Raw genomic sequence first — 24528 nt, forward strand, 5'->3', positions numbered from 1 at the left:
TCGGAACGCGGCAGGTATCGAATACGGCGATTGATCGGGGCGGTGCTGGCCATGACCACCGCCGTCGGTCTCGGTCTCACGGCCGCGGACACGGCCGTCGGGAGGTCGCCGGACGCGGGCAAGTTCCCCGCCGATGTGCACACCTATCTCGAGGACCCGGAGCGCACCGGCGAGGGCCAGGAGCCCCCGCACACCCGGCTGCGACCGGACGGGCCCGACCGCGCGCGGTGGGAGCGCAGCCTGGACGGATCCTGGCGGTTCGCCCTGGCCGACCGGCCGGAGAACGCCCCGGGCGGCTTCTGGAAGGACGGCTACGACGCCTCGGCGTGGCAGCGCGTCCAGGTCCCGCACACCTGGCAGACCGACGACCTCGACCATCCGGTGTTCCGCAATGTGCAGAGCGAGATGGCGCCCGACGATCCGCCCAAGGTGCCCCGTGACACCAACCCGACCGGGGCGTACATCCGTGACGTCACCGTGCCCCGGAACTGGGACGGGCGGCGGCAGGTGATCCGCTTCGACGGGGTCACCTCCGGCTGGTTCCTGTGGATCAACGGCCACTACGTCGGCTACGACCAGGGCGGCTATGTGCCCGCCGAGTTCGATGTGACCGACTATCTGCGGCCCGGCGCCACCAACCGGATCGCCATCCAGGTGCACCGCTGGAGCGCGGGTTCGTATCTGGAGGACTACGACCAGTGGCGCTACGCGGGCATCTTCCGCTCCGTATCGCTGTACTCCACGCCGACGACCCGGATGGAGGACGCGTACGTCACCAACGATCTCGACGCCTCCTACCGGGACGCCACCCTGCGCACCGAAGTGGACATCGCGCGTACCGGAAGCGACAAGAGCGGACCGCACCAGGTCACCGGTGTGCTCTACGACCCCAAGGGGCGCGAGGTACGGCGGCTGACGGCCGAGGAGGAGGCCGGGAAGGCGGAGCTGACCGGGCAGATCGCCCATCCCGCCAAATGGTCGGACGAGACGCCGAACCTCTACGCACTGGTGCTCACCCTGCGCGATCCGGAGGGCAAGACGGTCCAGACCGTGCGCCAGAGCGTCGGATTCCGTGAGATCGAGGTCAAGGACAAGCAGCTCACGCTCAACGGCAAGCGGATCCTGATCCGTGGCGTCAACCGCGCCGAGACCGACCCGGCCACCGGACGCCATGCCACCCGCGCCCGGATGGAGCAGGACATCCGGCTGATGAAGCGGCTGAACGTCAACGCGATCCGCACCTCGCACTACCCCTCGGACCCGTACCTCTATGAGCTCGCCGACCGCGAGGGCATCCTGATCGACGACGAGATGGAGGTCGAGACCCACAGCCACGAGAACTGCCCGGACGACTGCCTGGCCGAGCGCCCCGAATGGCAGAAGGCGTTCCTCGAGCGCCACCAGGGCATGGTGGAGCGCGACAAGAACCACCCCAGCGTGATCATGTGGGACACCGGGAACGAGGCCGGGCTGGGCAAGGCGCACTACGCGATGGCGAAGTGGACCCGGGCGAACGAGCCCACCCGCCCGCTCTACCACCAGTCCAACAGCCCCGACGGCGACGCCCCCTACGCGGACATCGCCGGGCCCCGCTACCCCACCCCGGCCTCCCTGGAAACCAAGGCCAAGACCTTCACCAAGCCCATCGTGATGGGGGAGTACGCCCACGCCATGGGCAACAGCCTGGGCAACTTCCGCGAGTTCTGGGAGGTGATGCGCGCCTACCCCAGCGCCCAGGGCGGCTTCATCTGGGACTGGGCCGAGCAGAACATCCGCCGTCCGCTGATCACCACCCCCGACTCCTCGGGCCATGACATCGCCGCCTCCCTGTCCGGCAAGCCCAAGGTGGTCGACGGCTACGGGGGGAAGGGCAAGGCGCTGTATCTGTCCGGTCTTGACGACTTCGTGGAGACCTACCGCGATCCGAAGCTCGACCTCACCGGCACCGCCGTCACCCTCGACGCCCGCGTCAAACCGGCCGAGCCCTGGACCGGGGACTTCACCATCGTCAGCAAGGGCGACCAGTACGTCCTGCGGATGAAGGACGAGGACACCCTCGAATTCACGATCACCAGCGGCGGCAAGCCCCGCACCGTCACCGCCCCCGTGCCCGACGGCTGGACCGGCGCCTGGCACCGGGTCACCGGCACCTACGACGGCAGCGCGCTGCGTCTCTATGCCGACGGTAAGGAGCTCGCCAAGACCGAGTGGAGCGGGCACATCGACTACACCGGCTTCGACCTCGGCGTCGGCCGGAACAACGACACCATGGAGGACGGCTGGACCGGCCGCACCGCCAAGGGCACCATCGACCAGGTCCGGGTCTACGACACGGCGCTCGGCGCGGAGCGGCTCGCGGCCGGCCAGGACCCCGAGCGCGACGCCCTGATCGCCCTGAACTTCGACGACTTCACCCGTAAGGGCAGCTATCTCTCCTACGGGCTCTATGAATCCGGTGTGGACGGCCTGGTCACCGCCGACCGCGACCCGGAGCCCGAGACCGCGCAACTGGCCTGGGTGCAGGCGCCCATCCGCATCACCGACCCGGGCGGCGAGGGCGCCCGCACCGGCAGGGTGAAGGTCACCAATGAGCGCGCCTTCACCGGCACCGACGACCTCCGGCTGCGCTGGACGGTGACCGAGGGCACGCGGACCGTCGCGAACGGCACCCGCGCCCTGGACGTCGGGCCCGGCGAGAGCGCCACGGTCCAGCTCCCCGCCCCGCCCGCCAACCCCGGCGGCTACGAGCGTCACCTCACCGTCCAGGCCGTTACCGCCCACGACACCGACTGGGCGAAGGCCGGGCATGTGGTGTCCTTCGGCCAGTTCGCGGTCGGCGGCGACAAGGTGCCCGAGCCCGCCCCCGCCCCGGCGGCCGAAGGCCCCGCCAAGGCCGTCGAGAGCGGCGAGGCCGTACGGGTCAGCGGCGAGGGCTTCCGCTACACCTTCGGCAAGAAGGAGGGCACGCTCACCTCGATGCGGGTGGCGGGCCGCGAACTGCTCCGCTCCGGCCCCGAACTGGATGCCTGGCGCGCCCCGATCAGCAATGAGCGCTCCGACTGGGGCACCGCCGAGGGCAAGCGCTGGCGCTCGCTGGGTCTCGACCGGCTGCGCACCACCGTCGACGGGGTCGAGGTGACCCCCGGCGACGACGGCACGGTCACCGTCACCGTCCGCTCCACGGCCGCCGCGCCCGATGTGACCGGCGCGTCCTTCGGACAGACCGTGGCCTACCGGGTCGACGGCGCGGGCCAGGTCCGGATCCGGCACCAGGCCGAGGCGCGCGGCGACTTCCGTACCCTGCCCTATCTGCCCAGGATCGGCCTCAAGCTGAAGGTGCCCGAGCGGTACGGCACCTTCCGCTGGTACGGACGCGGACCGGTGGAGAACCTCAACGACCGTAAGGACGGCACCCCCATGGGCGTCTGGTCCTCCTCGGTCGAGGACCAGTACGTGGAGTATCTGAAGCCCCAGGACCACGGCAACCACGACGATGTGCGCTGGGCGTCCCTCACCGACCGCGGTGGCGCCGGACTGCTGGTCTCCGGCGACCTGGAGGCGGGCGCCAGCGCGTACGACGAGCTCGACCGCGCCGCCTACCCGCACTTCCTCAAGCGCAACGACGGCTGGAACACCCTGCACGCCGACCACGCGGTCACCGGCGCGGGCGACACCCCCAACCCGGTGCGCGACCAGTACCGGGTGAAGGCCGACGGCGCCTACGACTACACGCTCACCCTGCGCCCGCTCGACGGCGGCACGAGCGCGCACACTGGAACAGGAGGGAAGTAACCGCACCACCGATGGACCCATGAGCACGCAGAGCCCCCGCCACACCGCCGAAGGCCACGATCCGCCCCCCGCGGGCGGCATCCTGTGGGCCGTGGCGGGGGAGCTGCGCAGCGTGCTCGCCCTGCCGGCCGCGATGACCATGCAGGTGGCGCATCCGGCCGTCGGGGCGGGCGTGGACCAGCACTCCGTCTTCCGCACCGACCCCTGGGGGCGCGGGGAGCGCTCCCTGCGGTCGGTGCAGCTGTGGGTGTACGGCGGCGCGGAGGCCGAGGCGGAGGGCCACCGGCTGCGCAGGCTCCACGCGTCCATACAGGGCGTGGACGCGCACGGCCGCCCCTACCGGGCGCTGGACCCGCCCGTCTACGCGTGGGTGCACGCCACCGGCTATCCCGTCTATCTGCGCGCCCAGCGCTATCTGGGCACCCGCCCCTTCACCGCGGCCGAGGAGCGGCAGCTGTACGGGGAATGGCTGCGGATCGGGCGGGTGCTGGGCAACGACGAGCGCGAGTTGCCGGGATCCGTCGAGGAGTTCTGGCCCTACTACCACGCGATGGTGCGGGAACGGCTGGAGCCGACCGCCGTCGCCCGTGAACTGGCCGCACCCGACGCGGCCGTGCCCGCGCCGGACGCGCCGCCGCTCCGTCCGCTGTGGCCGCTGCTGCGCCCGCTGTTCACCCGCTTCCGCGCGTTCCTCACCGTCGGGCTGATGCCGCCGGACGCGCGGGAGGCGATCGGGCTGGAGTGGACGCGGGGGCAGGAGCGGCGGCTGCGGTGGTTCGGGACGGCCGCGCGGGTGGTGGTCCCGCTGCTGCCCGAGCGGCTCCGCTACCTCCCCATCGCCCGCGAGGCCCGCCGCCGCGCCCGCGCCGGAGAGCCGTGATCAACGGCTTTCCGTGGTGCGTGGCGCATGACGTGGCGCATGACGTGGTGCCTGGCTTGGCGCCTGGCTTGGTGCCGCGTGATGAGGCTTTGAGGGCCCCGGCCGGGGGGTGGAGGCCCCGGCCGGGGCCCGGGGGGCTCAGCGTCCGTGGGCGCTGTGGGTGTCCTGGATCCGCTGCCACGACTTCGGCCGCACCGGCGCCTTGGCCGGGCTCACCTCCGCCGCCCGCGCCTGTGCGGCGGCCGGCTTCGACGGGGTGAACAGCCAGGTGTCGAAGAGCGAGGCCAGCGGCTTGCCCGAGACCTTCTCCGCATAGGTCACGAAGTCCTTGACGGAGGCGTTCCCGTACCGGTGCTCCGCCGTCCATCCCTTCAGGATCGCGAAGAAGTCCTTGTCGCCGATGTGGTTCCGCAGCGCCTGGAGGGCCAGCGCGCCCCGGTCGTACACCGCGTCATGGAACTGGTTCTCCGCCCCCGGGTTGCCCGGCTCGACCTTCCAGAAGGGGTCGTCGGCCGGGTAGGAGGCGTAGGTGTAGTCCGCCAGTTCCTGTGCGGTGCCCTCGCCCTCCTTCTCCGACCACAGCCACTGTGCGTAGCTGGCGAAGCCCTCGTTGATCCAGATGTCCCGCCAGTCCTTCAGCGAGACGCTGTCGCCGAACCACTGATGGGCCAGCTCATGCACGACCAGCGAGGTGTTCGCGCCCTTGGCGAACCCCTTCGGGCTGTAGAACGGCCGGGTCTGGGTCTCCAGCGCGTAGCCCGTGGGCACGTTGGGCACATAGCCGCCCAGCGCGTCGAAGGGGTACGGGCCGAAGACCGTGGACTCCCAGTCCACGATCTCCGCCGACCGCTCCACACTCGCCCGCGCCGCCCCCGCGTTGTCCCCGAGGTCCTTGCTGTAGGCGTTGATCACCGGCAGGCCGTTGGCGGTGGTGTCCGTCGTGATGTCGAACTTGCCGACCGCCAGCGTGGCCAGATACGTGGCCTGCGGCTTGCTGGAGCGCCAGTTGTAGCGGGTCCAGCCCAGCTGGGAGCTGGTCGACTGCAGGGTGCCGTTGCTGATCGCCTGCGTTCCGTCCGGCACCGCCACCGACACGTCGTAGGTGGCCTTGTCCAGCGGATGGTCATTGCTCGGGAACCACCACCACGCCGACTCCGGCTCATTGGCCGCGATCCCGCCGTCCGGGGTGCGCAGCCAGGAGGTGAAACCGCTCGCCACGACCTTCGAGGGCGTGCCGCTGTAGCGCACGACCACGGTGAAGGGGCGGTCGGAGGTGAGCGGCGCGGCCGGGGTGATCTCCAGCTCATGGTCGCCGGTCGCCTTGAAGGCGGCCTTCTTCCCGCCCACCAGCACCTCGCTCACATCGAGCGCGAAGTCCAGGTTGAACCGGGACAGATCCTGCCGGGCGTCGGCCACGATCGTCGCCGTGCCCTCCAGCCGGTCCGTCTTCGGCTGGTACTTCAGCCGCAGGTTGTAATGGGAGACGTCGTACCCGCCGTTGCCGTACGAGGGGTAGTAGGAGTCCCCGATGCCGGGGGCGCCCGGCGTGGCATCGGCCGCCGATGCCGGGATCGCCAGCAGCAGGCAGGCCGCGGCCGCGCCCGGGACGAGGAGTCTGTGGTGACGCACGAGTCCTCCAACTCGTAGGGGAGAACGATCACTCGTGACCTTATGTACTCCTCACACGCACCTCACGTCCATCACGCCGTCCGACATCCAATCGACATCCGGACGCAACGCGTATCGACTCGGACATGCCCAGGACACGTATCGCCCTCTTCTGTACAGGAGTTGACTCGCGCTACCGTCCGCCCGTGCTGCTACAGACGCGGAGATCCCGCATCCCCTGGACCACACTCGTGCTGTCGGCGGTCACCGCGCTGGTCGCCGCCGTCGTATCGCTGCTGCCACCGCTCGGTGCCCCGGCCGCCCACGCCGCCTCCGCCGCGCAGAGCAGATCGGACGGCAAGGCAAAAAGCCCATCAGAAAGCAGACCCGTCTACTCCTACGAGAACGCCATCCGCGAATCCGTATGGGTGGACACCACGATCGACGGCGACGCGGACGGACGGACCGACCGGGTCGCCGTCGACATCGTGCGGCCGCGCGAACCCGCCGCTCAGGGCCGCCGCGTCCCCGTCATCATGGACGCCAGCCCGTACTACTCCTGCTGCGGCCGCGGCAACGAGAGCCAGACCAAGACCTATGACGCGGCCGGGAATCCGGTCCGGTTCCCGCTCTTCTACGACAACTACTTCGTACCGCGCGGCTACGCCACCGTCCTGGTCGACCTCGCCGGAACCAACCGCTCCGACGGCTGTGTGGACGTCGGCGGCCGCTCCGACATCCTCTCCGCCAAGGCCGTGGTCGACTGGCTGAACGGCCGCGCGACCGCGTACCGCACCCGCACCGGCGGGCAGACGGTCAAGGCGAGCTGGACCAACGGCGCCACCGGCATGATCGGCAAGAGCTATGACGGCACCATCGCCAACGGGGTGGCCGCCACCGGCGTCAAGGGGCTCAAGACCGTCGTGCCCATCGGCGCCATCTCCTCCTGGTACGACTACTACTTCGCCAAGGGCGCCGCGCTCTTCGACTCCGGCCCCGACGGGCTTTCGGACGCCGTCGAGAGCGATGACGCCCGCGCCCGTTGCGCCGCCGTACAGAAACGTCTCGTCGAGGGCGCCCCGCGCAACGGCGACTGGACCGATCTGTGGACCGACCGCACCTACGTACCGGACGCGGACAAGGTGCGGGCCAGCGTCTTCGCCGTCCACGGGGCGCAGGACCTCAACGTCCGCACCAAGCACCTCGGACAGTGGTGGAACGCCCTCGCCGACGCGGGCGTCGAGCGCAAGATCTGGCTCTCGCAGACCGGGCATGTCGACCCGTTCGACTACCGGCGCGGGGAGTGGGTGCGCACCCTGCACCGCTGGTTCGACCACTACCTCCTCGGCGTCGACAACGGCATCGAACGCGAGCCGATGGCCGATGTCGAGCGCGCCCCCGACCAGTGGTCCACCGACCCTGTCTGGCCCCCCTCCGGCACCCGGCAGACCACCCTGCGCCCGCGCGGCGGCGCCACGGCGGGAGTGGGCGTGCTCGGCACGGAGCGAGCCGAGCCCGGCGCCACCGAGACTTTCACCGACGACCCCGCGCTGAGCGAGGCCGACTGGTCCGCGGCGATCGACACCCCGACGCCCGGCAAGGCGGGCTTCACCACCGGTCCGCTCACGAAGGACCTGCGGCTGTCCGGTTCCGGCACGGTCACCGTCACCGCCACGTCCTCCACCACCAGCGCCCATCTCTCCGCGGTCCTGGTCGACCTCGGCCCGGCCACCATCCGCGACTACACGGCGGCGGGCGAGGGGATCACCACCCTCGACCGGCGCACCTGCTGGGGCAGCGGCACGGAGGGCGACAGCGCCTGCTTCAAGGAGACCGCCGCCGACAAGGCGGACGTGGACTACACGGTCTTCAGCCGGGGCTGGGCCGACCTCGGTCACTCCGCGGACGACGGCAAGGGCCGCCCGCTGACCCCCGGCAAGGCGTACACCATCACCCTCGACCTCGCGGCGACCGACCATGTCGTCCCGGCCGGCCACCGCCTCGGTCTGATCATCGCCGGTACCGACGCGGGCCTCATCGAACCGCCGTCCACCACCCCGCGGCTGACCCTGGACCTGCCCCGCACCTCGGCCCGGCTGCCCCTGGTCGGCGGCGCCCCGAAGGCCGCGGCCGCCCCCTCGCGCACGGCGGCCACACCGCCGCTGAAGGGCGTACGGGCCCCGCACCACCGGACCCCGCTCCCGTCCATGCCCACCCACGGCTGACCCGCGCCGGTGGGTCCCCGCCGCCGCGCGGGGCCCACCGGCGTCGGGCCCGGCAGGACGCCGGCACCGATATCGCCCCCATCCCCTCACCTCAGGAGGTCGTTCGTGTTCGCGCGGTCACCCCTCATCCGCAGCGCCGCCTGCGGCGCGATCGGTGCGCTGCTGACCGGGTCGTTCCTCAGCGCGCCCGCGCGGGCCGAACAGCGCCCGCCGCGTACGGGGTTCGAGACCAGCCATGGCGCACGGTGGACCACCCAGGCCGAGGAGACGGACTTCCTCACGGCCGTCGACAAGGCCGCCCCGCGCGTCGCCGTCGACCGCATCGGCGCCACCGCGCAGGGGCGGCCGCTGCGGCTGGTGCGGATCGGCGCCCCGGCCGCGCCCGCCGATCCGGCCCGGGCGGCGCACGGCAACGTCCTGCTGCTGATCTGCTCCCAGCACGGGGACGAGCCCGCCGGCCGCGAGGCGTGTCTGTCCACCGTCCGCGACCTCGCCTACGCCAAGGACGGCCGGACGCGGCGCTTCCTGGAGCGCACCCAGGTGCTCGTCGTCCCGACCGCCAACCCCGACGGCCGTGCCGCCGACACCCGCGGCAACTCCGACGGCGTGGACATCAACCGCGACCACATCGCGCTCTCCACCGCCGAGTCCCGCGCGATGGCGGGCGTCATCCGCGACTGGCGCCCGGACACCGTCCACGACCTGCACGAGTACGGGGCGACCGCTCCGTACTACGTGAAGGACCTGCTGGCGCTGTGGCCGCGGAACCTCAACACCGCGAGCCCGGTGCACCGCGAGGCGCGCACCCTGTCGGACGCCTATGTGCGCCCCGGTGTCGAGGCCGCGGGCCACACCACCGGCGTCTACGGCATCTGGACCGACCCCGAGACCGGCGAGCCGGTCAAGCAGGTGGCGGGCGACGGCCAGGAGCGGATCCTGCGCAACACCGCGGGCGTCAAGGCTGCCGTCGGGCTGCTGGTCGAGACCCGGGTCGACCCGCTCACCGACGCCGAGAAGGCCGACCCCGCCCTCAACAACCGCCGCCGGGTGGGCTCCCACCTGGCGGCCCTGAACGGCACCTTCGACTTCATCAGCGAGCGGCGCGCCCGGATCGAGGCGGCCACGACGGCGGCACGGCTGGCCGGCTACGCGGACCGGGGCCCGGTCTACCTCGGCGGCGCCGACAACGAACCGCCGGAGGAGGACACGGTCCTCCAGGATCCGCCGTGCGGCTACTGGCTGGACGCCGAACAGTATGGTGAGGTGCGGGACGAGCTGGCCCTGCACGGGGTGACGGCGCGGAGCGTCAAGCGCGACGGAAGCGCCTTCGTACCGCTGCGCCAGTCGGCCCGCGCGCTGGTGCCGCTGCTGCTGGACGGCCGCGCCGCGTACCACCTCACCGAGGGGCAGCCGGTGGACGCATGCTGATATGACGCCCTGACGGCACACGAAAGCACCGGCCCCCATGGCCGGTTGGCATGCATCTCAGAGTCCTGGGTAGCCGAAAGTCCGTCAGATAAACCTTCAGTGAAAGGGCTCTTGCGTGCCGCAGACAGGTACAACCACGGGGGACGTCGGCGGCGATCCTCCGGTGACCGCGGATCCTCCCGGCTCCGACCCCGCCGGGCCCGATCGCACCCCCCGGACGGACCGCGTGGTCTTCGGCGTCTCCGCCGCGCTCACGCTGGCCTTCGTCGTCTGGGGGGCCGTGGCCACCGACACCCTGGAGAGCGTTTCCAACAGCATGCTCTCCGGGCTGATCCACAACGGCGGATGGGCCTTCGTCCTGACCGCGTCGGGATTCGTGATCTTCGCCCTCTGGCTGGCCATGAGCCGCTACGGCAAGATCACCCTCGGACAGGAGGGCGAGGAACCCGAATTCCGCACCGTCTCATGGGTCGCGATGATGTTCAGCGCGGGCATGGGCATCGGTTTGATGTTCTACGGCGTGAGCGAGCCGCTGTCGCACTTCATGACCCCGCCGCCCGGGACCGACCCCGGCAGCTCGGCCGAGAAGATGCAGACCGCGATGTCCACCACGCTCTTCCACTGGACGCTGCACCCCTGGGCCATCTACGCGGTCGTCGGCCTGGCCATCGCGTACAGCACCTTCCGCCGCGGCCGCCGGCAGACCATCAGCGCGGTCTTCACGCCCCTCATGGGCTCCAAGAACGCCAACGGCTGGGGCGGCCGGGTCATCGACATCCTGGCCATCTTCGCCACGCTCTTCGGCTCCGCCGCCTCGCTCGGACTCGGCGCGCTGCAGATCGGCAGCGGTATCGAGGTGCTGGGCTGGAAGAACGACGTGGGCACCGGGCTGCTGGTCGCCGTCATCGCGATCCTTACGGTCGCCTTCATCGCGTCCGCCGTCTCCGGTGTCGAGAAGGGCATCCAGTGGCTGTCCAACATCAATATGGTGCTGGCGCTCTTCCTCGCGGTCTTCGTCTTCGTGGCGGGGCCGACCATCGTCATCCTCGACATGGTTCCGACCTCCATGGCCTCCTACGTCGGCGACCTGGCGCAGCTGGCCGGCCGCACCGAGGCGACCGGCGGCGAATCGGTCGCGTCGTGGCTGGGCGACTGGACCGTCTTCTACTGGGCCTGGTGGATCTCCTGGACGCCGTTCGTCGGCATGTTCATCGCCCGGATCAGCCGGGGCCGCACCATCCGGCAGTTCGTGGGCGGCGTCATCCTGGTGCCGAGCACGGTCAGCCTGATCTGGTTCGCCATCTTCGGCAGTTCGGCGATGAAGCTGCAGGACATGGGCCGGCTCGGCGACGACTCCACCCCCGAAGGACGGCTGTTCGCGGTTCTGCACGAGTACCCGATCGCCACGGTCATGAGCGTCCTGGTCATGATCCTCGTCGGCATCTTCTTCGTCTCCGGCGCCGACGCGGCGTCCATCGTGATGGGCACGCTCTCGCAGAAGGGCACCTTCGAGCCGACCCGCTTCGTCGTCGTCTTCTGGGGCGTGGTCACCGGCGCGGTGGCGGCCGTCATGCTGCTCATCGGCGGTGGTGAGGACGACGCCCTGACCGGGTTGCAGAACCTGACGATCCTGGTGGCGGCGCCCTTCACCCTGGTGATGGTGGGGCTGTGCTGGGCGCTGATGAAGGATCTGCGCCGCGATCCGCTGATCGTGCGGGGCGAGAGGGGCGAGGAGGCCGTCGAGATGGCGGTCATCGCGGGTCACGAGAAGTACGACGGTGAGTTCGAGATCCGTATCGGCCCGGTGCGGAACGGCGACGGCGCTCTCCGTGACGACGTTGCCGAGGCCAAGAAGAAGTAGTGCCTCGGGAGGGCCGGGCCGATTCGGTCGGACCGGCCCTCCGCTCGTTCACCGTCCTATCAGCAGCCGGAATGCCTCCTCGGCGCAGCCCCAGGCGACCGTGACGCCCGCGCCGCCGTGGCCGTAGTTGTGGACGCAAGCCCCGCCGCCCGGCAACTCCTCCCGCTCCAGCCGCACCCGCGACCGCGCCGGCCGCAGCCCCACTCGGTGGGCCAGCACGCGGGCGTGGGCCACCTGGGGGTGGACGCGGGCGCAGCGTGCCACGATCGCCTCCGCCGTCGCGGGATCGGGCTCCAGACTCCAGGCGTTCTCCCGTGCGGTGCCGCCGAGCACCAGGCCGTAAGGCTGCGGCAGTGCGTACAGCGTGTCCGGCGAGTGGGGGTCCGCGGCCACCAGCCACTCCTCCACGCCCGGGTTCTCCACGACCACGAGCTGCCCCTGCACCGGGTGCACCCCGGCGTCGGGCACCAGCTCCCGGGCGCCCAGGCCCGTGCAGTTGACGACGAGCGGAGCGGCCCGGCCGGCCTCGGCGAGTGAGGTCACGGCCCGCTCCTCGACCCTTCCGCCCGCGGCCGTGAGGCGCCGCCGCAGATAGCCGAGGTAGGTCGGCATGTCGACCAGCGGAACGCGGGCCCGCAGGCCCACCGCGAAGCCGTCCGGCAGCTCGTCGGGGCGCCCCTGCCGCAGCCCCGGCACCGCCGTCGCCCACGGCCCCAGGTCCCCGGTGCCGATGCCCGCCTGAACCCCCTCGACCTGGCGGACGCCGGTCTCCGCGGGCCGCCGGGCCAGTGCGGTCAGGGTGTGCAGCGTCCGTACGGACCAGGTCGTCACCTGCTCCTCCGGCTCGATGCGGTACGGCCACCACAGCCCTCCGGCCACGGCCGACGTGGTGCGCCCGACCGGGTCGCGGGTCCACACCGCTACCCGCAGGCCGTCCTCGGCCAGCACGATGGCGCTGGTCAGGCCGATGACCCCAGCGCCGACGACGATCGCATCCCATGTCATGTGCGGAGGCTATCCCCGGGATGGCGGGGCCCGTCGGCCGTCCATGGCACTGGCCCGTCGGCCCTCCACGGCACTGGCCCGTCGGCCCTCCATGGCAGCGGCCCGTCCGTCCGTCCCCGCGTTCCGGATTCATCCCTTGTACCGGTGTGCGCAGGGCGAGTCGCGGCCATGGTGTCGCAAAGCGGGAATACTTGGGGCATGAACCCCGCGTACGTGACCTTCGGGCTGACGCCGGCGGTGCGCGCCGGCGGCGTCCTGGCCAATGGCGCGTACCACATACACCGCGATTTCCTGGACTTCGTGGTGGACGGCCAACCGCTGCTGCGCCGCCTCGCCTATCTCGACGCGGTCTCGTCGCTCGCCTCCGGGCTCGGCCCGTCCGTCTTCACCGAGCAGGTCCGCGGGCTGCTGCTGGAGACCGACGCGCCGTTGGAGGGCGGCCGGTTCGTCATCTACGGCTGCCCGGAGTGCGAGGGGCTGGAGTGCGGCGCCGTCACCGCGGTGATCGAGCGCGACGGGGCGGACTTCGTCTGGCGGGATTTCGCCTGGCAGACGGACGGGAGTCCCGACCTCGACCTCAACGGTTACCACGGCATCGGCCCGTACCGCTTCCGCGGTGAGCAGTACCGCGCCGCCCTGGAGCGGCTGCTGCTCACCGACGGCGCGCACGAGGTCCCGACCGGCCCCCGGGTGTTGCTGATCGGGCAGCGCGCGGCCGTTCTCGCCAGACTCGCCGCGGCGCTGCGGCGCATCGGCATCGGCGCCGAGATCACTCTTGACGCGGTCGGGGCGCTCGCCGAGGAGCTGCGGAAGTACCGAGCGGTGGTCTTCGGCCGGACGGTCGGCCAGGAGGAGCGCGACGCCGTACGGGACGCCTTCGCGGCCGCGCGTTCCCAGGCCGTCCTGGTCACCGCGCTCGCCCCCATCGTCCCCGTGCTCGTCGCCCAGGTCGAACAGGCCCTGGAACGCACCCCCCGCGACCGCCGCCTCGTCGGCCTCACGGCGGACGGCGGCGAGGCGGTGGTGGAGGTGGCCTCCGAGTGCCGGGTGAGGCTGGTCGCCCACCGGCTCGACCGGCTCTCCCGCACCCGTGCGCAGGAGCTCTTCGACGCCCCGGTGGAGCCGGGGATCCATCGGATTCCCCTGGCGGCGAGGGCGGTGCGGGGCCAGTCGTTCGTGGTGGCCCGCACCAGCGACGTGGCTCTGGTGACGCCGGTGGCGCGCCGATAGGGCTCGCCCCGGGCCCGGTTCCCCTGCCCCGGGCGGGCTCCTCCGCCCCGGGAATCCCGCGGCGGGCCGCAGCCGGCGGCGACTAGGATCGGCCCTCTGATGACTGCCACTCTCGTCGCCAAGGACCTCACCGCCGCACACGGCGACCGCACCCTCTTCTCCGGGCTCGACCTCGTCGTCGCCCCCGGCGAAGTCATCGGGCTCGTCGGTGTCAACGGTGCGGGCAAGTCCACCCTGCTGCGCCTGCTCGCCGGTCTCACCGATCCCGAGCAGGGGGCCGTACGCCTCAGCCCGCCGCACGCCACGGTGGGCCACCTCCCGCAGGAGCCCGAGCGGCGGCCGGGGGAGACCGTACAGGGCTTCCTGGCCCGCCGCACCGGGGTCGCGGCCGCGCAGGCCGAGCTCGACGCCGCCACCCAGGCGCTCGTGGACGCCGCGCCGGGCGCGGACGACGCATACGCCACCGCCCTGGAGCGCTGGCTCTCCCTGGGCGCCGCCGACCTCGACGAGCGGGCCGGTGAAGTCGCCGCTTCGCTCGGGCTCGACATCTCCCTGGACCGCCCCATGACCGCCCTCTCGGGAGGACAGGCGGCGCGCGCCGGGCTCGCCTCGCTCCTCCTCTCCCGGTACGACGTCTTCCTGCTCGACGAGCCCACCAACGACCTCGACCTCGACGGACTCCAGCGCCTCGAGATCTTCGTACGCGGGCTGCGCGCCGGTACGGTGCTCGTCAGCCACGACCGTGAATTTCTCGCCCGCACGGTCGACAAGGTGCTCGAACTCGACCTCGCCCAGCAGCGGGTCAACCTCTACGGCGGCGGCTACGAGGCCTATCTGGAGGAGCGGGAGACGGCCCGCCGCCACGCCCGCGAACGCTACGAGGAGTACGCGGACACCCGCGCCACCCTGGAGGCCCGGGGCCGCACCCAGCGCGCCTGGATGGAGAAGGGCGTCAAGAACGCCCGCCGCAAGGCCACCGACGGCGACAAGATCGGGCGCAACGCCCGGGTCGAGGCCACCGAGAAGCAGGCCGCCAAGGCGCGCCAGACCGACCGGCTGATCGAGCGGCTGGACGTGGTCGAGGAGCCGCGCAAGGAGTGGGAGCTGCGGATGGAGATCGCCGCGGCGCCGCGCGCGGGTGCGGTCGTGGCGACCCTGCGTGGCGCCGAGGTACGGCGCGGCGACTTCCGCTTCGGCCCGGTCGACCTCCAGATCGACTGGGCCGACCGGGTCGCGGTCACCGGAGTGAACGGCTCCGGCAAGTCCACCCTGCTCGCCGCCCTCCTCGGCCGCCTCCCACTGGACGCGGGTGCGGCGGCGCTCGGCCCCGGTGTGGTGGTCGGCGAGGTCGACCAGGCACGCGCGCTCTTCTTCGGCCGCGAGTCGCTGCTGGAGGCCTTCGGCGCCGCGGTGCCGGAGCTGGTGCCCGCGGACGTACGGACGCTCCTGGCCAAGTTCGGCCTCAAGGCGGACCATGTGGTGCGGTCCGCCGCCACGCTGTCCCCCGGGGAGCGGACCCGTTCGGCGCTGGCGCTCCTCCAGGCGCGCGGGGTCAACCTGCTGGTTCTCGACGAGCCCACCAACCATCTGGACCTGGCGGCCATCGAGCAACTCGAGTCGGCGCTGGCCTCCTACACCGGCACCCTGCTCCTGGTCACCCACGACCGCCGCATGCTCGACGCGGTCCACACCACCCGCCGCCTCGCGGTCTCCGAAGGCCGCGTCATCGAGGCCTGACCCGCCGCTTCGCCGTCTCGGCGGGCCTCTCGGCGGGCCCGCGACCGGGTGGCGGCCTCGCGGGCCCGTGGCCCGCGCGGGGTGCCCCGCCCGCGGTGCGAACCCGGGGGCTCGCACCGCGGCCAGGGCGCGCCCGGCCCCGGGGCTACCGCTTCTTGGGGTCGAGCAGGCCCGCCCTCCGCAGGGCGTCCGCCATCGCGCCGTTCGCCGGGGCCGCGTCGCGGCCGCCGCCGCGCTGGCCGCCGCCGCGGGAGGAGCCGCGGCTGCCGCCCTGGCGCTGCTGTGGCGCGCCGCGCTTCGGGCCGCGCTCGCCCCGTTCGCGGCCGCCGCCGGACGGGGCGCCCGCCTCGTCGTCGAGCCGGAGCGTCAGCGAGATCCGCTTGCGCGGGATGTCGACGTCCAGGACCTTCACCCGGACGATGTCACCGGGCTTGACCACGTCCCGCGGGTCCTTGACGAACGTCTTGGACATCGCGGAGACGTGCACCAGACCGTCCTGGTGCACACCGACGTCCACGAACGCGCCGAACGCCGCCACATTCGTGACGACGCCCTCCAGGATCATCCCGGCCGACAGGTCGCCGATCTTCTCGACGCCTTCCTTGAAGGTCGCCGTTTTGAAGGCGGGACGCGGGTCGCGGCCCGGCTTCTCCAGCTCCTTGAGGATGTCGGTGACGGTCGGCAGACCGAAGGCCTCGTCCACGAACTCGTTCGGCCGCAGGCCGCGCAGCACCGAGGTGTTGCCGATGAGGGTGGTCACGTCGCCGCCCGCCGTGGTGGCCATCCGCCGCACCACCGGATACGCCTCGGGGTGCACGCTCGACCCGTCCAGCGGGTCGTCGCCGCCGCGGATGCGCAGGAAGCCCGCGCACTGCTCATACGCCTTGGGGCCGAGCCGGGCCACGTCCTTGAGCGCCTTACGGTTGCGGAACGGGCCGTTGGAGTCGCGGTGGGAGACGATGTTCTCCGCGAGGCCGGAGCCGATGCCCGAGACCCGGCTGAGCAGCGGGGCGGAGGCCGTGTTGACGTCCACCCCGACACCGTTCACACAGTCCTCGACGACCGCGTCGAGCGAGCGGGAGAGCTTCACCTCGGACAGGTCGTGCTGGTACTGGCCGACGCCGATCGACTTGGGATCGATCTTGACCAGCTCGGCCAGCGGGTCCTGGAGCCGACGCGCGATGGAGACGGCGCCGCGCAGCGAGACATCGAGCTCCGGCAGCTCCTGAGAGGCGAAGGCGGAGGCCGAGTACACGGAGGCGCCCGCCTCCGAGACCATCACCTTGGTGAGCTTCAGCTCGGGGTGCTTGCCGCACAGGTCGCCCGCCAGCTTGTCGGTCTCGCGGGACGCCGTGCCATTGCCGATCGCGATGAGCTCCACCTTGTGCTCACGCGCCAGCCGGGCCAGCTTGTCCAAGGCCTCGTCCCACTGGTTGCGGGGGACGTGCGGGTAGATCGTCTCCGTGGCCGCCACCTTGCCGGTCGCGTCGACCACGGCCACCTTCACGCCCGTACGGAAGCCGGGGTCGAGGCCCATCGTGGCGCGCGTCCCGGCCGGGGCGGCGAGCAGCAGATCGCGGAGGTTGGCGGCGAAGACCCGGACGGCCTCGTCCTCGGCGGCCTGGCGCAGCCGCAGCCGCAGATCGATGCCGAGGTGGACCAGGACGCGGGTGCGCCAGGCCCAGCGCACCGTGTCGGCCAGCCACTTGTCGGCGGGGCGGCCGCGGTCCGCGATGCCGAAGCGGTGGGCGATGGAGCGCTCGTAGGAGGTGGGGCCGATCTCCTCGGAGGGCTCCTCCGGCTCCAGGGCGAGGTCGAGGACCTCCTCCTTCTCACCGCGGAACATCGCCAGCACCCGGTGCGACGGGAGCTCGGTGAACGGCTCGGCGAAGTCGAAGTAGTCGGCGAACTTGGCGCCCGCCTCCTCCTTGCCCTCGCGCACCTTGGTGGCCGCCCGGCCGCGCTCCCACATGCGCTCACGCAACTCGCCGATGAGGTCGGCGTCCTCGCTGAACCGCTCGGTGAGGATGGCCCGCGCGCCTTCCAGGGCGGCGGCGGCGTCCGCGACGCCCTTCTCGGCGTCCACGAAGGCCGCCGCGGCCGCCGTGGGCTCCACGGTCGGGTCGCCCAGCAGCCCCTCGGCGAGCGGCTCGAGCCCGGCCTCCCGGGCGATCTGCGCCTTCGTGCGCCGCTTGGGCTTGTAGGGGAGGTAGATGTCCTCCAGCCGGGCCTTGGAGTCCGCGGCGAGGATCTGCGCCTCCAGGGCCTCGTCCAGCTTGCCCTGCGAGCGGATCGACTCGAGGATCGCGGTGCGCCGCTCCTCCAGCTCCCGCAAATAGCGCAGCCGCTCCTCCAGGGAGCGCAGCTGCGCATCGTCGAGCATCTCCGTCGCTTCCTTGCGGTAGCGCGCGATGAACGGCACGGTAGAGCCGCCGTCGAGCAGCTCGACGGCGGCTTTGACCTGCCGTTCCCGTACGCCGAGTTCCTCGGCGATCCTGCCTTCGATGGACGTCGTCACGATCACGCTCCGCTTTCGGTCTGCACTGCTCCTGCATTGTGGCAGGTGGCACTGACGAAGCGGTCGCGGCCGACGCTTTCGGCGGGCCGGGAGGCCCGGGTACGGGGCCGGGCGGACACCGGTATCAGCCGGAAACGGTCATCACACCCGCCTGCGGCGCGGCCCGCTCGCCGCGTCGGAGACCCCGCCGAGGAGACGGGCCACGGCGCGGAAGGGAAGCGTCACCACGGTCGCGATGGCGGCACCGATGGCACGGAGCACGTCGGCGATGGCGCGGAACACGGGATACCTCCTGTCGGTCGGTGGCGGCTCGGCGGCGGCCGCCGGGCACCGTTCGCTACGCGGCGCACGGGCTGTTGCCTGCGTACGCGGCGCGCGGTGTGGGCGCCCGGTTGTCAGACGGCCGATCGCGCACAATAAGCGGGTATCCCGATGTGCCCCTGCCAAACGCAACCCACGGCGGGGCCGCTGACCGGGGCCCCGTACCGGTCCGACGGGGCCCTGGCCGGGCCCCGCCGGGCCCTTGCGCCGGGCCCCCGCCGGGCGGCCGGGCGGACAACGCCCGGACGTTCGCGCCGGGCCCCTGTCGGGCCCCCGCCGGGGGTGTCTGAGGGCGTGCCGAACCGGTGGGGCCACGTCCGGGGCGCAGCCCCCGCGCGGGGTCTGGGGCGCAGCCCCACCACGCGGCGGAGCCGCATATCGTCAGGTGTCGGGAAGGGGCGGGGAGGGGAGTAGCCCGCCGCAGGTGCCTAGATCCGTCGGACACCCCCTAGGGGCCGGCCGTCAGTCCTTGCTGCGGAGGTCGGCCGGGAAGGCGCCGTTTTCGCGGGCGGTCGTGGAGAGGGCGGTGGCGAGCTCGGTGAGCCGGGACACGCCCTCGGCGCCGAGGTGCTCGTACGGTGCCGCGTCCAGGCGGTCGGTCTCGGCCTCCAGGTCCTGGCGCAGCCGCTCACCGGCCTCCGTCAGCTCGTTGTCGGCGGTGAGCAGGCCGCGGTCGCGCAGCCGACCTCGGCCCGCCTCCCACTCCTCGGCGCTGTAGCCGCGCGTGCGCAGGATCCACTTGGTGGACATGCCCTGACCGGTCGCGGTGTGGGAGGCCAGCGCCTCGACCGCGTCCAGCCCGGCGCCGACCAGGGTCATCAGATGGGCGTCGCCGCGGTGTTCGCGCAGCAGCGTGGCGGCGTGCCACAGCGCCAGGTGCGGGGCGTCCGGGACGGGCAGGTCGGCGTGGGCGGCGTACAGCGGGCGCGCCAGGCGCGAGCAGGCCTCCGTGGCGCGCAGGGCCAGCTCCGCGGCCTCGGCCAGCTCCTTGGAGGCGATGACCTCCTCGCCCAGCACCCGCCGCAGCACCGAGTCGGCGGCCCGCAGCCGGGCCTCCAGGGCGACCTCGGGGGAGACCACGTCCCACGCGGCCGGAATGTGGCGGGCGACCAGGTCGTGGCTGAAGTTGAAGAAGGTTGCGGTGACGGTGCCCGCGCCCACCCGTCCCAGGGGCGCCGCGCGGCCGACGAAGTACGCGGCCGCGCCGTCCTTCAGCCCCAGCTCGGCGAGTTCCTCGCCGAAGTCGGGGGAGAAGTAGATGGCGGAGTGGAGGGGGTTGACGACGCTGTAACAGCGACGCGCGGCAAGCTCGGGAAGTGTGGTCATGGGCGCACGCTACCGACTGGTAGTCACCCCCGGTAGCCCGGGTCTCACCAGTCCTCATCGGTCCCGCCGGATCCGGCCACTCCTCGGCCGCCGTGACGTCCTTACGGATCCCATCGACCCGTCCGGTTCGGCCGGTTCGGCCCCCCGGCGGCCGTGACGTCCTTACGGATCCCATGAACCCCGCCCGGTCCGGCCGTGTCCCGCCACGTCCGGCCGCGGTCATTCGGCCGGCGGGGTCCAGCGGAATCGCGGCGGGCGGCGCTCGAAGAAGGCCGCGATGCCCTCGGCGGCCTCCTTGCTTTCCCCCGCCTGCTCCTGCCAGTACGCGACCCTGTCCGGCTCGACGGGCCCGGCCGCGAACTCCTTGACCGCGGCCTGCGTGAGCTGCGACCGGGAGACCAGCACCCGCGTGAACTCCGCCACCCGCTTGTCGAGTCCGCCCGCCGGCAGCACCTCGTCCACCAGACCGGTGCGCAGCGCCCGTTCAGTGTCGATCAGCTCGCCCGAGAACAGCAGGAACTTGGCGGTGGCCGGTCCCACCAGCTCGACCAGCCGGCGGGTCGAGCTGGGGGCGTAGACGATCCCCAGCTTGGCCGGGGTGATCCCGAACTGAGCGCCCTCCTCGGCGAACCGCAGATCGCAGGCGGCCGCGAGCTGGCAGCCGCCGCCCACGCAGTAGCCGCGCACCGCGGCCAGGGTCGGCTTGGGGAAGGCGGCCAGCGCCTCCTCGGCGGGCAGCGCGTACCCGGCGGTCTCCTCGTACGTGGCGCTCAGCGAGCCGATGTCGGCGCCCGCGCAGAAGGTGTCGCCGTCACCGGTGAGCACCAGCGCCCGTACGGCGGGGTCGGCGGCGAGCCGGGCCAGCAGCGGGGGCAGCGCTCGCCACATCCCGGGGGTCATCGCGTTGCGCTTGGCGGGGTGGCGGATGACGACGGTCGCTATGCCGTCGGCGACCTCGTGCTCCAGAGAGGGCTCCATGTGGCGGATCGTATCCGGGCCGCTCGTATCTGGGCCGCCCGTATCCGGGCCGCTCGTACCCGGGCCGCGCGGCGGCGGCTCCGACGGCCTCCGGGCCGGGGCCCGGCTGGGACCCGGCTGGGGACCCGGCCGTTCGAGCCGGTCATGGCTGAGTCAAGGCTCGTCACCCACAGAGTCAATGCACGGAATCCACGCGAGCAGGAACAGTCGAGCGCGTGACCCTGGCATACGCCAACGATCAAAAACGCTCGATAAGCGTCAAGTTGTGCGTAGTCCATCGGTCAGTACCAGAGCTTCCCAACACTCGATACGAGTGGTCGGGCCGCGGCGAGGGGTGGGTATCGCACATGGAGATCGTCGGGAGAGTCCCCTCCGAAGCGGGACACGCTCCACCCGCGCCCCCGCCCCCGGCCGGTTACGAGGGGACCTGGCGGTTCACCGCACCGGCCCTGGACTCCTCCGTGCCACAGGCCCGGCACGCGGTGCGCGAGCTGCTGGTCCATCAGCGGGTGCCGGTGAACGACGAACTGATGGAGAGTCTGCTCCTGATCGTCTCCGAGCTGGTCACCAACGCGGTGCGGCACGCCGCGCTGCTCTCCCCCGAGATCGCCGTCGAGGTCTCGCTGAGCCGGGACTGGGTCCGGATCGCCGTCGAGGACAACCATCCCTACCGGCCCGTCGCGCTGATGGCGGACCAGGGCGGGACCGGTGGGCGGGGACTGCTGCTGGTGACGGCGATCACGGAGGCGGCGGGCGGGGTCTACGACGTGGACCACACGGCGAGCGGCGGCAAGGTGGTCTGGGCCGCCCTTCCGCTGCCCGGCGCCGCTACCAGCCCGCCGCCGTCCCGGTGAGCTCGCGGACCGCCGGGCGGGCCGCGTCCAGCACGGTCATGAACCACGCCGAGAACGGCCCCTTGTCGCGCAGCCGCTCCAGCTCGTCGGGGGTGACGAAGGCGATCTCGCCGATCTCCTCGGGGTTCGGGCGCGGCGCCGCCCGCACCAGCCCCGCGAAGAGGTGGTTGTACTCCTGCTCCACCAGGCCCGAGGCCGGGTCCGGGTGGTTGTAGCGGACCGTGCCCGCCTCCCGCAGCAGCGCGGGCGCCATGCCCAGCTCCTCGGCGGTGCGCCGGGCGGCGGCCACGAACGGCGGCTCACCGGGGTAGGGGTGGCCGCAGCAGGTGTTGGACCAGACCCCGGGGGAGTGGTATTTGCCCAGCGCACGGCGCTGCAGCAGCAGCCGCCCCGCGTCGTCGAAGAGGAAGACGGAGAACGCCCGGTGCAGCTTGCCGGGTGCGAGATGTGCGGAGAGCTTCTCCGCGGTGCCGATCGTCGTACCGTCCTCGTCGACCAGCTCGAGCATGATCGGCTCTGCGGAACCGCTCGGCGCGGCGGTCTCGGCGGTCTCGGCGGAGCCGCCGTTGGCAGGTGTGATCGGCATGACCATCCTCATAGTTCCGACTCGTGAACGTCCAAAGTCTGCCGCACATGTGCCTCTGGTCCGTGTCAGTGGCACAGCTTGGCTTCGTGATCAGCATGCCCACCCGGTTCCAGCTGGAACGTGCAGTGCCCGACGTCGAAGTGCTCCCCGAGACATCCCTGGAGGGCGTGCAGCATCCGCTCGTGGCCCATCGCGTCCAGGGCCCCCGGAGCGACCACCACATGCGCGGAGAGCACCGGCATTCCCGAGGTGATGGTCCAGACATGGAGGTCGTGCAGCCCCTCGACCCCGGGCAGGCCGAGGATGTGGGCGCGTACGGCCGCCATGTCGACATTTCGCGGCGCCGCCTCCAGCAGCACGTTCAGCGTCTCGCGCAGCAGCTTGTACGTCCGCGGGACGATCATGAGGCCGATCACCAGGGAGGCGATGGGATCGGCCGTCTGCCAGCCGGTCGCGAGGATGATCCCGGCGGACACCAGCACCGCGACCGAGCCCAGCGCGTCCGCCGCGACCTCCAGGAAGGCGCCCCGGACGTTCAGACTGGTGCGCTGGCCGCCCCGGAGCAGGGCCAGCGACACCAGGTTCGCGGCCAGGCCGACGGCGCCGAAGACGACCGTCAGCCCGCCCTCGGTGACGGTCGGGGTGACCAGCCGCAGCACCGCCTCATAGAGGATGTAGCCGCCGACGCCGAACAGCAGCAGACAGTTGGCCAGGGCCGCCAGGATCTCGGCGCGGGCGTAGCCGTAGGTGCGGTGCGGGCTCGGGGGACGGCCCGCGAAGTGGATCGCCAGCAGCGCCATCGCGAGCCCGAGCGCGTCCGTCGCCATATGGCCGGCGTCCGCGAGCAGGGCGAGGGAGCCGGCCAGCAGACCGCCGATGATCTCCACGGCCATCACCGTGAGGGTGATGGCCAGGGCGATCCGCAGCCGCCACCGGTGGGCGGCGCCCGCGGTGGGCCGGCCGCGGGCGTGGTCATGACCTGCGCCCATATGCGTAGGGGCCTCCTCCCGGCGCCGCGGTCCCTTGGCTCACCAGTGAACTACGGGTCCGGGGCGGGGCCGGGTCAGCCGCGCCGGTGCCCGGTGCCCGGTGCCCGGCGAGCGGCGAGCGGTGCGCCGTGCCCGGTCAGCCGCGCCGGGCCTCGGGGTGGTGGAGGCACCAGCCCTCCCAGGCCGACTCCACCATCGCGCGCACATCGTGCTGGGCGCTCCAGCCCAGCTCCTTGGCGATCAGTTCGGTGGATCCGACGACCCGGGCCGGATCACCCGCCCGGCGCGGCCCCACCACGGGGGCGAGCTCCGGGCGACCGGTGATCTCGCCGATCAGATCGGACATCTCCCGCACCGAGACACCCCGGCCGGTGCCGATGTTCACCGTGAGATCGCCCGGCTCCGGCTGCGCGGCCAGCCGACGGGCCACGGCCAGATGGGCGGAGGCCAGATCCTCGACATGGATGTAGTCGCGGACACAGGTGCCGTCGGGGGTGTCGTAGTCAGCACCGAAGATCCGCGGCGGCTCTCCCTCGGTGATCCGCTCGAACATCATCGGGATGATGTTGAACACTCCGGTGTCGGCCAGCTCGGGGCGCGTGGCACCCGCCACATTGAAGTAGCGCAGACAGGCCGTGGAGAGGGAGTGGGCCGCGCCCGCCGCTCTGACCAGCCATTCTCCGGCCAGCTTGGTCTCTCCGTACGGATTGATCGGCAGACACGGGGTGTCCTCGGTGACGAGTTCCACATCGGGCATGCCGTAGACGGCGGCGGAGGAGGAGAAGAGGAAGCGGCTGACCCCGGCCGCGACCGCCGCCTCCAGCAGCACCGTGAGCCCGTGCACATTCTCGCGGTAGTAGCGGAGCGGCTGCTCCACGGACTCCCCGACCTGCTTCTTCGCCGCGAGATGCACCACACCGGTGACCCCCAGCTCGGCGAAGGCGCGGTCCAGCAGCTCACGGTCCAGGGTGGAGCCGCACACCAGCGGCACACCCTCGGGCAGCCGCGCCCGGACGCCGCTGGTCAGGTCGTCGAGCACGGCCACGGACTCGCCCGCCCCGGCCATGGCCCGCACGACATGCGACCCGATATATCCGGCACCACCTGTGATCAGCCATGTCATGCCCCGCACCCTATCCATGGCGGGGCGATCGCCGTTTGTGGAGGACAGCCGCCATCCACCATGATGA

At 72.1% G+C, this 24528-nt stretch carries 17 protein-coding genes; 8 read left to right on the forward strand and 9 right to left on the reverse strand.

All coding sequences use genetic code 11. From position 1 onward, the window contains the following. Positions 1–51: 51 nt before the first annotated feature. Entirely contained in the window at positions 52–3792 is a 3741-nt protein-coding gene (locus JK364_RS29890; protein WP_201854455.1) for a glycoside hydrolase family 2 TIM barrel-domain containing protein, read from the forward strand. Positions 3793–3811: 19 nt separating this feature from the next. After that, complete coding sequence (locus JK364_RS29895) at positions 3812–4672, forward strand: oxygenase MpaB family protein (RefSeq protein ID WP_201854456.1); 861 nt, start codon at positions 3812–3814, stop codon at positions 4670–4672. A 138-nt stretch (positions 4673–4810) separates the two neighbouring features. Here JK364_RS29895 and JK364_RS29900 read toward each other — a convergent pair whose 3' ends face one another. Beyond that, positions 4811–6301 (reverse strand): M1 family metallopeptidase, encoded by a 1491-nt coding sequence (locus tag JK364_RS29900; protein WP_201854457.1) that lies wholly within the window; start codon positions 6299–6301, stop codon positions 4811–4813. A gap of 125 nt (positions 6302–6426) precedes the next feature. Here JK364_RS29900 and JK364_RS29905 point away from each other — a divergent pair, with 125 nt between their 5' ends. The 3 genes from JK364_RS29905 to JK364_RS29915 all read left to right on the forward strand — a co-directional run bounded on the left by JK364_RS29905 (position 6427) and on the right by JK364_RS29915 (position 11794). After that, positions 6427–8505, forward strand: a complete 2079-nt coding sequence (locus tag JK364_RS29905; RefSeq protein WP_230992682.1) for a Xaa-Pro dipeptidyl-peptidase — start codon at positions 6427–6429, stop codon at positions 8503–8505. A gap of 105 nt (positions 8506–8610) precedes the next feature. Beyond that, entirely contained in the window at positions 8611–9933 is a 1323-nt protein-coding gene (locus tag JK364_RS29910; RefSeq protein ID WP_201854458.1) for a M14 family metallopeptidase, read from the forward strand. A 163-nt stretch (positions 9934–10096) separates the two neighbouring features. Next, positions 10097–11794, forward strand: a complete 1698-nt coding sequence (locus JK364_RS29915; RefSeq protein ID WP_201854459.1) for a BCCT family transporter — start codon at positions 10097–10099, stop codon at positions 11792–11794. A gap of 48 nt (positions 11795–11842) precedes the next feature. Here JK364_RS29915 and JK364_RS29920 read toward each other — a convergent pair whose 3' ends face one another. Beyond that, positions 11843–12799 (reverse strand): FAD-dependent oxidoreductase, encoded by a 957-nt coding sequence (locus JK364_RS29920; protein ID WP_201854460.1) that lies wholly within the window; start codon positions 12797–12799, stop codon positions 11843–11845. 198 nt (positions 12800–12997) lie between these two features. Here JK364_RS29920 and JK364_RS29925 point away from each other — a divergent pair, with 198 nt between their 5' ends. Then, positions 12998–14029 carry an oxidoreductase gene (locus JK364_RS29925; protein WP_201854461.1) on the forward strand — a complete coding sequence of 344 codons (1032 nt, stop codon included), beginning with the start codon at positions 12998–13000 and terminating at the stop codon, positions 14027–14029. A 99-nt stretch (positions 14030–14128) separates the two neighbouring features. Further along, on the forward strand, positions 14129–15766 hold the full coding sequence (locus JK364_RS29930; RefSeq protein ID WP_201854462.1) for an ABC-F family ATP-binding cassette domain-containing protein: 1638 nt from the start codon (positions 14129–14131) through the stop codon (positions 15764–15766). Positions 15767–15911: 145 nt separating this feature from the next. Here the strand turns inward: JK364_RS29930 and JK364_RS29935 are convergent, their stop codons facing one another. From JK364_RS29935 to JK364_RS29950, 4 genes are all read right to left on the reverse strand, one after another. Next, positions 15912–18284, reverse strand: a complete 2373-nt coding sequence (locus JK364_RS29935; protein WP_201854463.1) for a Tex family protein — start codon at positions 18282–18284, stop codon at positions 15912–15914. Between the two features lie 141 nt (positions 18285–18425). After that, positions 18426–18566 (reverse strand): LPFR motif small protein, encoded by a 141-nt coding sequence (locus JK364_RS29940; protein WP_201854464.1) that lies wholly within the window; start codon positions 18564–18566, stop codon positions 18426–18428. Between the two features lie 501 nt (positions 18567–19067). Next, positions 19068–19931, reverse strand: a complete 864-nt coding sequence (locus JK364_RS29945) for an SCO6745 family protein (RefSeq protein ID WP_201854465.1) — start codon at positions 19929–19931, stop codon at positions 19068–19070. Between the two features lie 219 nt (positions 19932–20150). Beyond that, entirely contained in the window at positions 20151–20909 is a 759-nt protein-coding gene (locus tag JK364_RS29950; RefSeq protein ID WP_201854466.1) for an enoyl-CoA hydratase/isomerase family protein, read from the reverse strand. Positions 20910–21256: 347 nt separating this feature from the next. Between JK364_RS29950 and JK364_RS29955 the strand changes: the two genes are divergently transcribed. Further along, positions 21257–21763: an ATP-binding protein gene (locus JK364_RS29955; protein WP_201854467.1), complete on the forward strand. Its 507-nt coding sequence runs from the start codon at positions 21257–21259 to the stop codon at positions 21761–21763. Here the strand turns inward: JK364_RS29955 and idi are convergent. The 3 genes from idi to galE form a co-directional block, all read right to left on the reverse strand. Continuing rightward, entirely contained in the window at positions 21738–22349 is a 612-nt protein-coding gene (gene idi / locus JK364_RS29960) for an isopentenyl-diphosphate Delta-isomerase (RefSeq protein WP_201854468.1), read from the reverse strand. The genes JK364_RS29955 and idi overlap by 26 nt on opposite strands. Positions 22350–22414: 65 nt before the next feature. Further along, on the reverse strand, positions 22415–23338 hold the full coding sequence (locus JK364_RS29965; RefSeq protein WP_201854469.1) for a cation diffusion facilitator family transporter: 924 nt from the start codon (positions 23336–23338) through the stop codon (positions 22415–22417). 136 nt (positions 23339–23474) lie between these two features. After that, a complete protein-coding gene (gene galE, locus JK364_RS29970; RefSeq protein WP_201854470.1) occupies positions 23475–24461 on the reverse strand; it encodes a UDP-glucose 4-epimerase GalE in 987 nt (328 codons plus the stop codon). Positions 24462–24528: the final 67 nt, after the last annotated feature.

This window comes from Streptomyces endocoffeicus (genome assembly GCF_016741935.1).
GTDB lineage: Bacteria > Actinomycetota > Actinomycetes > Streptomycetales > Streptomycetaceae > Streptomyces > Streptomyces endocoffeicus.